This is a genomic window from Thermodesulfobacteriota bacterium, from assembly GCA_040758155.1.
In the GTDB taxonomy this organism is placed as follows: domain Bacteria; phylum Desulfobacterota; class Deferrimicrobia; order Deferrimicrobiales; family Deferrimicrobiaceae; genus UBA2219.
Window position 1 is genome coordinate 1 of the sequence record JBFLWB010000030.1, and the last position, 7,432, is coordinate 7,432.

Sequence of the window (7,432 nt, forward strand, 5' to 3'; positions counted from 1 at the left end):
GGCGCATACGTCCGCGCATGGATCCCCGAGCTCGCCGCCCTTCCGGACCGGTGGATCCACCGGCCGTGGGATGCGCCGCCTTCCGTGTTGTCCCGGGCGGGAGTGGCGCCCGGAAAAAGCTACCCCCTTCCCAACGTCGACCACGCAGCCGCCCGCATCCGGGCCCTGGCCGCGCGCCCCCGGAAGGAACGGTGAGGAGGGAGCCCCCGGAACGGAAAGCGGCCGCCCGTCATCGAAAAGGAATAAGAGGGGGCGGGAGGTGGCGAATGCTGCGGATCGCGGTCGTTCTTGCGCTGCTGGGCGCTTCGGGGTGCGGCGGAAACAGTTCCGGCGCGATCGCTGCGCCTCCCGACGCCGCGGGGTGGCCCGGGATCTCGCTGTCCGTCGCGGCCGGGGGATTCACCCAGCCGGTCAATGTGGCCAACGCGGGGGACAACAGCGGCAGGCTGTTCGTCGTGGAGCAGGGTGGAACGATAAGGATCCTGGCCGGCGGGGCGTCGGCTCCCGATCCCGCTCCGTTCCTTGACATCTCCGCCAGGGTGGTCAGCGGCGGGGAACAGGGGCTCCTCGGCGTGGCGTTTCCTCCGGGATACGCCGCGAAGCGGTACTTTTACGTGAACTACACCCGGATCGCGGACGGCGCGACCGTCGTCGCGCGGTACCGGCTCCTTCCGGGGAACGACAACGCGGCCGATCCGGCGACCGAGGAGATCCTGCTGACCGTCGCGCAGCCCTTCGCGAACCATAACGGAGGGCACCTTGCCTTCGGCCCCGACGGGTTCCTCTACATCGCATTGGGGGACGGCGGAAGCGCGGGAGATCCCCTGGGGAACGCGCAGAATCCGGGGGTGCTCCTCGGGAAGATGCTGCGCATCGATACGGAGGCGGGGACCGCCCCGGGGGCGATCCCTCCGTACGCCATACCGGCGAGCAACCCGTTCGTGGACAACGCCGCGTTCCGGCCGGAGATCTGGGCGCTGGGTTTGCGGAACCCGTGGCGTTACGCCTTCGACCGGCTGACGGGAGACCTCTACATCGGAGACGTTGGGCAGAACACCATCGAGGAGATCGACTTCCAGCCCGCGGCAAGCGCCGGGGGAGAGAACTACGGCTGGGACATCATGGAAGGGCGGAACTGCTTCGAGGGCCCCGGGTGCAACGGGCAGGGCCTTACGCTGCCCGTCGCGCAATACGACCATTCGCTGGGGGAATGCTCCGTGACGGGCGGGACCGTGTATCGTGGAGCGGCCTTCCCCGCCCTGCAGGGGATCTACTTCTATGCGGATTTCTGCACCGGCCGGTTGTGGGGACTCCGGCGGCAGGGCGCGGTCGCTGAAACCGCGGTGCTCCTCGCTCCGACGGCTCCTCCGCGAAACGTCACCGCGTTCGGCGAGGACGAGGCCGGAGAGGTGTACCTCACCGATTACGCGACAGGCAATCTCCTGAGGATCGTCACTCCGTGAGCGGCGCGCCGGCGGGGGAAGTCGCGATGCGCATCGCCGTCACCGGGGCGGGGGGGCTGGTCGGGTCCGCCGTGACCCGCCTGCTTTCCGGCGCGGGACACGAGGTCGTCCCGTTGATCCGGCGACACCCGCGGCCGGGGGAGAAAGCGGTCCGCTGGAACCCGGAGACCGGGGAGATCGACGCCGCCGGGCTCGAAGGATTCGACGCCGTGATCCACCTGGCGGGGGAGAGCATCGCTTCCGGCCGGTGGACCGCCGCCCGGAAGGCGGCCATCCGCGACAGCCGGGTGCGGGGGACGGCTCTCCTTTGCGACGCCCTCGTCTCCTGCGCTCGTCCGCCGAAGACGCTGATCGGCGCCTCCGCGGTCGGGTATTACGGGGACGGGGGAGATGCGCCGCTGACGGAGGAAAGCCCCCGGGGGAACGGATTCCTGGCCGATGTCTGCGCGGCTTGGGAGGCGGCCTACGCGCCGGCCGCCCGGAAAGGGATCCGGGTCGTGACCTTGCGGATCGGCGCCGTGCTCTCTCCGGATGGCGGGGCGCTGGCGAAGATGCTGCCGCCGTTCCGGCTCGGGCTCGGGGGGCCGCTGGGAAGCGGGAAGCAGTACATGAGCTGGATCGCGATCGACGACCTCGCGGCCGTTTTCCTCCACGCGCTGGCCCGGGAGGATCTGAAAGGGCCGGTCAACGCCGTGGCGCCGCGCCCTGTCACCAACCGGGAGATGGCCGAGGCGCTGGGAAAGGCGCTGTCGAGGCCCGCCGTGCTGCCCGTTCCCGCCTTCGCGCTTCGCCTGTCGATGGGGGAGATGGCGGACGAGCTGCTGCTCTCCGGCTGCCGGGTCGTGTGCCGGCGCCTCGAGGAAACCGGCTTCCGTTTCCGGTTCCCGGAGATCGGCGCGGCGCTGCGCCATCTCCTCGCCCGGCCGGGCTGAAGCTACCCCCCGATCTTCATGTTGTTCATTCGCTCCAGGACGAGCGTCAGCGCCTGGGTGCCGCGCCTGCCTTCCCCCATCGCCTGGAGCGCGACGTACAACTGGTGGACCAGCGCGAGCCCCGGGAGGGCGAGCTTCATCCGCTTCGCCTCGTCGAGGGCGATCCCCATGTCCTTCACGAAATGGTCTATGGAGAAGCCCGGCTCGAGGTCCCGCTTCAGGACGCGGGGCGCGAGGTTGGACAGCGTCCAGCAGCCGGCCGCGCCGCCGGAGATCGAGGAGAGCATCGTCTCCAGGTCCAGCCCTGCCCGGTGAGCGTAGATCAGCGATTCGCAGACGCCGATCATCGTTCCGGCGACCACGATCTGGTTGCACATCTTGGCGTGCTGCCCCGCGCCGGCCCCCCCCTGGTGGACGATCGTCTTTCCCATCGCCTCGAACAGCGGCCCGAGCGCGGCGACGGGTTCCGGATCGCCGCCCACCATGATGGACAGGCGGGCCTCCCGGGCGCCGACGTCCCCGCCCGAGACGGGGGCGTCCACGGTGTGCACGCCGAGCGCTTTCGCCGCGGCATGGATCTCCCGGGCCAGCGACGGCTCGGTCGTGGACATGTCCGCGGCGATCGTTCCCGGCCGGGCGCCGGCCAGGACGCCTTTCGGCCCGAGGTAGACCTCCCGCACGTCCGCGGGCGATCCCACCATCGTGAACAGCGCGTCCGACGCTTCCGCGACGGCCGCGGGCGATTCCGCCCGCGACGCGCCTTTATCGATCAGCGGGAGCGCCTTCTCCATGGTGCGGGAATAGACGGTGACGGCGTACCCCTTGGCGAGGAGATGGCCGCACATCGAGAGCCCCATCACGCCGGCGCCGATCCAGCCGACGCGGGTCGTGTCAGGGGATGCCTGCTTCATGGCCGCCTCCAGGCGAAGCCGATGGCGATGTCGGTGACGTTGGTACCCGTCGGGCCGGTTATGACGAGGTCGCCGAGGGCCTGGAAGAACGGATAGGCGTTGTTGTCCTCCAGGTGCTCGCGGAGGTCGAGGCCCAGCGCCTTTCCGCGCGCCGCCGTCGTGCCGTCGGCGTACGCCCCCGCGGCGTCCGTCGGCCCGTCGACGCCGTCCGTCCCTCCGGAGAGCATCGCCATCCGCTCTTCCCCGGCCAGCGCGATCGCGGACGCGAGCGCGAACTCCTGGCTGCGCCCGCCTTTCCCGTTTCCGCAGACCCGGACCGTCGTCTCTCCTCCGGCGACCAGCGCGACCGACCCGCCCGGCGGCAGCGCCGCCGCTGCTGTGCGCAGCCTATCGCAGAACGCCTGCGCGCAGTTCCGCGCCTCCCCGTGCAGGAAGCCGGGAAGCAGGACGACCTCCGCCCCGTCCTTTCCCGCCTCCGCCGCGGCGGCGTCGAGGGCCGTGCGGTTCGTCCCCACGAGCGCCTGGACGACCTTTTGGAAGGCCGGGTCCCACGGCTTGGGCGTCTCGGGAAGCCGGTCTGCGGCGCCTTCCGACAAACGCCACCGGACCGCGGGAGGGACCGCGTACAGCAGCCCGTACCGCTCGAGGACGCCGATCGCGTCCGCGTACGTCGAGGGATCGGGGGAGAAGGGGCCGGAGGCGATCACCGACAGGTCGTCTCCCGGGACGTCCGAAAGGAGCAGAGCCCAGACGGTCGCGGGGAACGCCGCCCGGGCCATCAGGCCGCCCTTCACTTCGGAGAGATGCTTGCGCACGGTGTTGAACGAGTGGATGTCGGCCCCCGCCCGCAGCAGGAGGCGGGACACCTCGGCCTTCTGCTCCCGGGTGATGCCTTCCGCAGGAGAGGAGATCATCGCGGAACCGCCTCCCGATATCAGGGCGATCACCAGGTCGTTCTCGCCGGCCTTCTCCAGGGTCGACAGGATCTCCCGCGCGGCGCCGAAGCTCCCGATGTCGGGCACCGGGTGGGCCGCCTCCAGGAACCGCAGCGGTCCGGAGTTTCCGCCCGCGCCGCGGGGGACGGCGAGGGTCCCCTCCGCGACGATCTCACCGAGGACCCGATGGACGGCGTTTCCCATCGTCCGCCCCGCCTTCCCTCCCCCCACGACGAAGACCCTTCCCAGGCGATCGCGGGGGATCGCATGCTCCGTCCCGGCGAAGGACAGCCGGATCGCATCTCCGTCCGCGCGGAGGGCGGACTCCACGATGCGGGACGGATCGACCGCCGCGACCGCGGCCCGGAAGTACCGGAGAAGCCGTTCCCTGTTTCCGGAGGTCATCTGCCGCTCCCTCCTCCGCGCAAAGCTCCGCTTTTTTCCTTGCCGGGCGCGGTCCGCGCGGCCACGGGCCGCCGAAGAGGCCGCCGGCCCGGCCGGCTCCCCCGGTTCCGGTCGTACGCGCCCCAGGCGCGCTTGACCGCCTCGATGTGCTCCGCGATGACGGTCTGCGCCGCGATCCCGTCCCGTTTCCGGATGGCCTCGGCGAGCAGCGTGTGGTACCGGTTCGCCCGGTCGATCGTCCCCTTGAGCATGTGGGTGCGCTGCTGGAGGTAATACAGCAATTCCTCGACGTTCTCGAGAAACGCCGACAGCAGCACGTTCCGGGACATCCGCCCGATGGCGAGGTGGAACACGAGGTCCTTCCGCGTGAACCCGACCGGGTCGCCGCGCAGGAAGTCCTCCCGCATCCCGTCGACGAGCGCGTCGAGCTCCGCCGTTTCCGCGTCCGTCGCGTTCCGGGCGGCGAGGAGGCAGGTCGCCATCTCGACATACTTCCTGGCGTCGAGGATCTCGAGGATGGACGGGATGTTCTCGTCGAGGAAGGTCCCACCGCCCTGGCGGATGCGGACCAGCCCCATGAGGGAGAGCTTCTGGATCGCCTCGCGGACGGAGGCGACGCTCATCCCGTGTTCGCGGGCCAGCGCCCCGATCGACGGGAGCCGGTCGCCGGCGCGGAGCTTCCCCTGGAAGATCCGGTCGAGGATGGTTCGGACCAGGCTGTCCCGGACTTTCTTGACCATGCTTCCCTCCGGCCGGAGTCAGATCGACTTGGTGTACGCCAGGCGCCGCTCCAGCCACCGGGAGAGCTCGGTGAAGGCGAAGCAGATGACGAAGTAGATGACGGCGATGAAGAAGAAGATCTCGGTGGGGTACAGCATCGTCCGGTTGTTGATCTGGGTGGCGATCTGCGTCAGCTCCGCGACCCCGACGATGAATGCCAGCGAGGTGTCCTTGATCATCGAGACGAACTGGTTCACGAACGACGGGATCATGTTCCGCAGCGCCTGCGGGAGGATGACGTAGACCATCGTCTGCCGGTGGGACAGCCCTGTGGAGACGGCCGCCTCCGTCTGCCCTTTCGGGATCCCCATGATCCCGGCCCGCACGATCTCGGACATGTAGGCCGAGGTGAACAGCGTGAGCGCCGTGATGACCGTCGCCGAGGCGGGCATCCCTTTGCCGAACAGGGCGGGCAGAAGGAAGAACATCCAGAAGATGACCATCAGCAGCGGCATCCCGCGGATGATCTGGATCACCGAGGAGGAGATCCACCGGATCGCCCGGTTCCGGGAGATGCTCAAAAGCCCCAGGACGAGTCCGCCCAGGAAGGAAAGGAGCAGCGCCACCACCGCGAGATAGAGGGTGAGCCCCACCCCGCCCAGCGGCCCCTTCGGGAAGCGGCCGACGAAGAAGTAGGCCAGGTTGTCCCAGACGACCTGGAAGTTCTCCACGTCAGCGCACCTTGATGGGCTGGAGGACCTTCCGGTCGTACCAGGTCATCAGCCCCGTGATGGCGAAGGAGAGCCCCACGTACACCAGGGTCGCCGCCGAGAACGCCTCGAACCCCTTGAAGGTGTAGCTTTCCACCTGCCGCGCCTGGTACATGAGCTCCGCCACGCCGATCGTCATCGCCAGCGAAGAGTTCTTCGTCAGGTTCAGGAACTGGTTGATGAGCGGCGGGATGGTGAGGCGCACCGCCTGCGGCAGGATGATGTAGATCATCGAGCGGACGTAGGAGAAGCCGGAGCTGCGCGCCGCCTCCATCTGCTCCTTCGGGATCGAGCGGACGCCCGAGCGGATGTCCTCCGCGATGAAGGCCGAGGTGTAGATCGTCAGGGCGATCACCGCGGCGGCGAACTCGAAGCCCTGGGCGTTGAGCCACTCGTTTACCGCGTCGGGAAGCACCTTGTAGGAGCCGAAGTACCAGAAGAAGATCTGGACCAGCAGCGGGGTGTTGCGGAAGAACTCGAGGTAGCCGTGCGCGAACCAGTAGACGGGCCGGAAGCGGCTCATCCGCATGATCGCGATGACCAGCCCGAGGAGGAAGGAAAGGGCGATCGACACCACCGAGAGCTTGACCGTCACCACGACGCCGGAGACGAGCCAGTCGAAATACTTCCCGGAGGTGACGACCGCCCAGTCGAACTGATAGTTCAAGAGACGGAACCTTCCTTAAACCGGGGGTCCTACTTGATTCCCCGCTCGTCCGCGGTGATCTTGAACGTCCCGCGCTTCATCGGGCTGTCGGTGTTCGGACCGAAATACTTCTCGAACAGCTTCGCCACGTCGCCGTTCTTCTCCATCTCGAGGATCGTGTCGTTGACGAACTTCACCCAGTTGGCGTCCCCCTTGCGCATCCCGAGGCCGTACGGCTCCTCGGAGATCTGTACGTCGGGGATCTCGAACTTTCCCTTCGTGGCGGGGTTCTTCTCGAGCTTGCCGAGCTGGCCGGCCAGGATCGACTCGTCCGTGGTGACCGCGATGACCTTCCCCTGGATGAGCGCCAGGACCGCCTGCGGGTAATCGTCGAAGGAGAGGACCTTCGCGGACGGGACCGCCTTTGCCACGTTCTGCTCCGAGGTGGAGCCCTTCGCCGTGCCGATCGGCTTCCCCTCGAGGTCCTTCAGGCTCTTCACGGTCCCGATCTTCGTGAGGAACTTCTGGCCGGTGAGGAAGTAGGTGTAGCTGAAGTCGATCTGCTTGGCCCGATCGGGGTTCTTCGTCATCGTCGCCGCAAGGATGTCGACGCGGTTCTCCATCAGCATCGGCATGCGGTTGGCCGACGT

General features: G+C 68.4%; 9 protein-coding genes. 3 read left to right on the plus strand and 6 right to left on the minus strand.

All coding sequences use genetic code 11. The features are described 5' to 3' along the window. From AB1346_01945 to AB1346_01955, 3 genes are all read left to right on the plus strand, one after another. Nucleotides 1–195, plus strand: a 195-nt coding sequence (locus tag AB1346_01945; GenBank protein ID MEW6719193.1) for an FAD-binding domain-containing protein, incomplete at its 5' end; no start/stop codon positions are given. Nucleotides 196–266: 71 nt separating this feature from the next. Beyond that, the gene (locus AB1346_01950; protein ID MEW6719194.1) at nucleotides 267–1,463 is read left to right on the plus strand and encodes a PQQ-dependent sugar dehydrogenase; all 1,197 of its coding nucleotides are present in this window, start codon (nucleotides 267–269) and stop codon (nucleotides 1,461–1,463) included. Beyond that, on the plus strand, nucleotides 1,460–2,395 hold the full coding sequence (locus AB1346_01955; protein ID MEW6719195.1) for a TIGR01777 family oxidoreductase: 936 nt from the start codon (nucleotides 1,460–1,462) through the stop codon (nucleotides 2,393–2,395). The genes AB1346_01950 and AB1346_01955 overlap by 4 nt, the downstream gene beginning before the upstream one ends. Nucleotides 2,396–2,397: 2 nt before the next feature. Here AB1346_01955 and AB1346_01960 read toward each other — a convergent pair whose 3' ends face one another. The 6 genes from AB1346_01960 to AB1346_01985 form a co-directional block, all read right to left on the minus strand. Next, complete coding sequence (locus AB1346_01960) at nucleotides 2,398–3,306, minus strand: NAD(P)-dependent oxidoreductase (GenBank protein ID MEW6719196.1); 909 nt, start codon at nucleotides 3,304–3,306, stop codon at nucleotides 2,398–2,400. Next, a complete protein-coding gene (locus tag AB1346_01965) occupies nucleotides 3,303–4,646 on the minus strand; it encodes a glycerate kinase (GenBank protein ID MEW6719197.1) in 1,344 nt (447 codons plus the stop codon). The genes AB1346_01960 and AB1346_01965 overlap by 4 nt, the downstream gene beginning before the upstream one ends. Then, complete coding sequence (locus tag AB1346_01970) at nucleotides 4,643–5,386, minus strand: FCD domain-containing protein (GenBank protein ID MEW6719198.1); 744 nt, start codon at nucleotides 5,384–5,386, stop codon at nucleotides 4,643–4,645. Before AB1346_01970 ends, AB1346_01965 begins: the two co-directional genes overlap by 4 nt. An 18-nt stretch (nucleotides 5,387–5,404) precedes the next feature. Next, nucleotides 5,405–6,097, minus strand: coding sequence for an amino acid ABC transporter permease (locus AB1346_01975; protein MEW6719199.1), 693 nt, complete (start codon nucleotides 6,095–6,097; stop codon nucleotides 5,405–5,407). 1 nt (nucleotide 6,098) lies between these two features. Further along, nucleotides 6,099–6,803 (minus strand): amino acid ABC transporter permease, encoded by a 705-nt coding sequence (locus tag AB1346_01980; GenBank protein ID MEW6719200.1) that lies wholly within the window; start codon nucleotides 6,801–6,803, stop codon nucleotides 6,099–6,101. A 29-nt stretch (nucleotides 6,804–6,832) separates the two neighbouring features. Further along, a partial coding sequence (locus AB1346_01985) for a transporter substrate-binding domain-containing protein (GenBank protein ID MEW6719201.1) occupies nucleotides 6,833–7,432 on the minus strand: 600 nt, incomplete at its 5' end.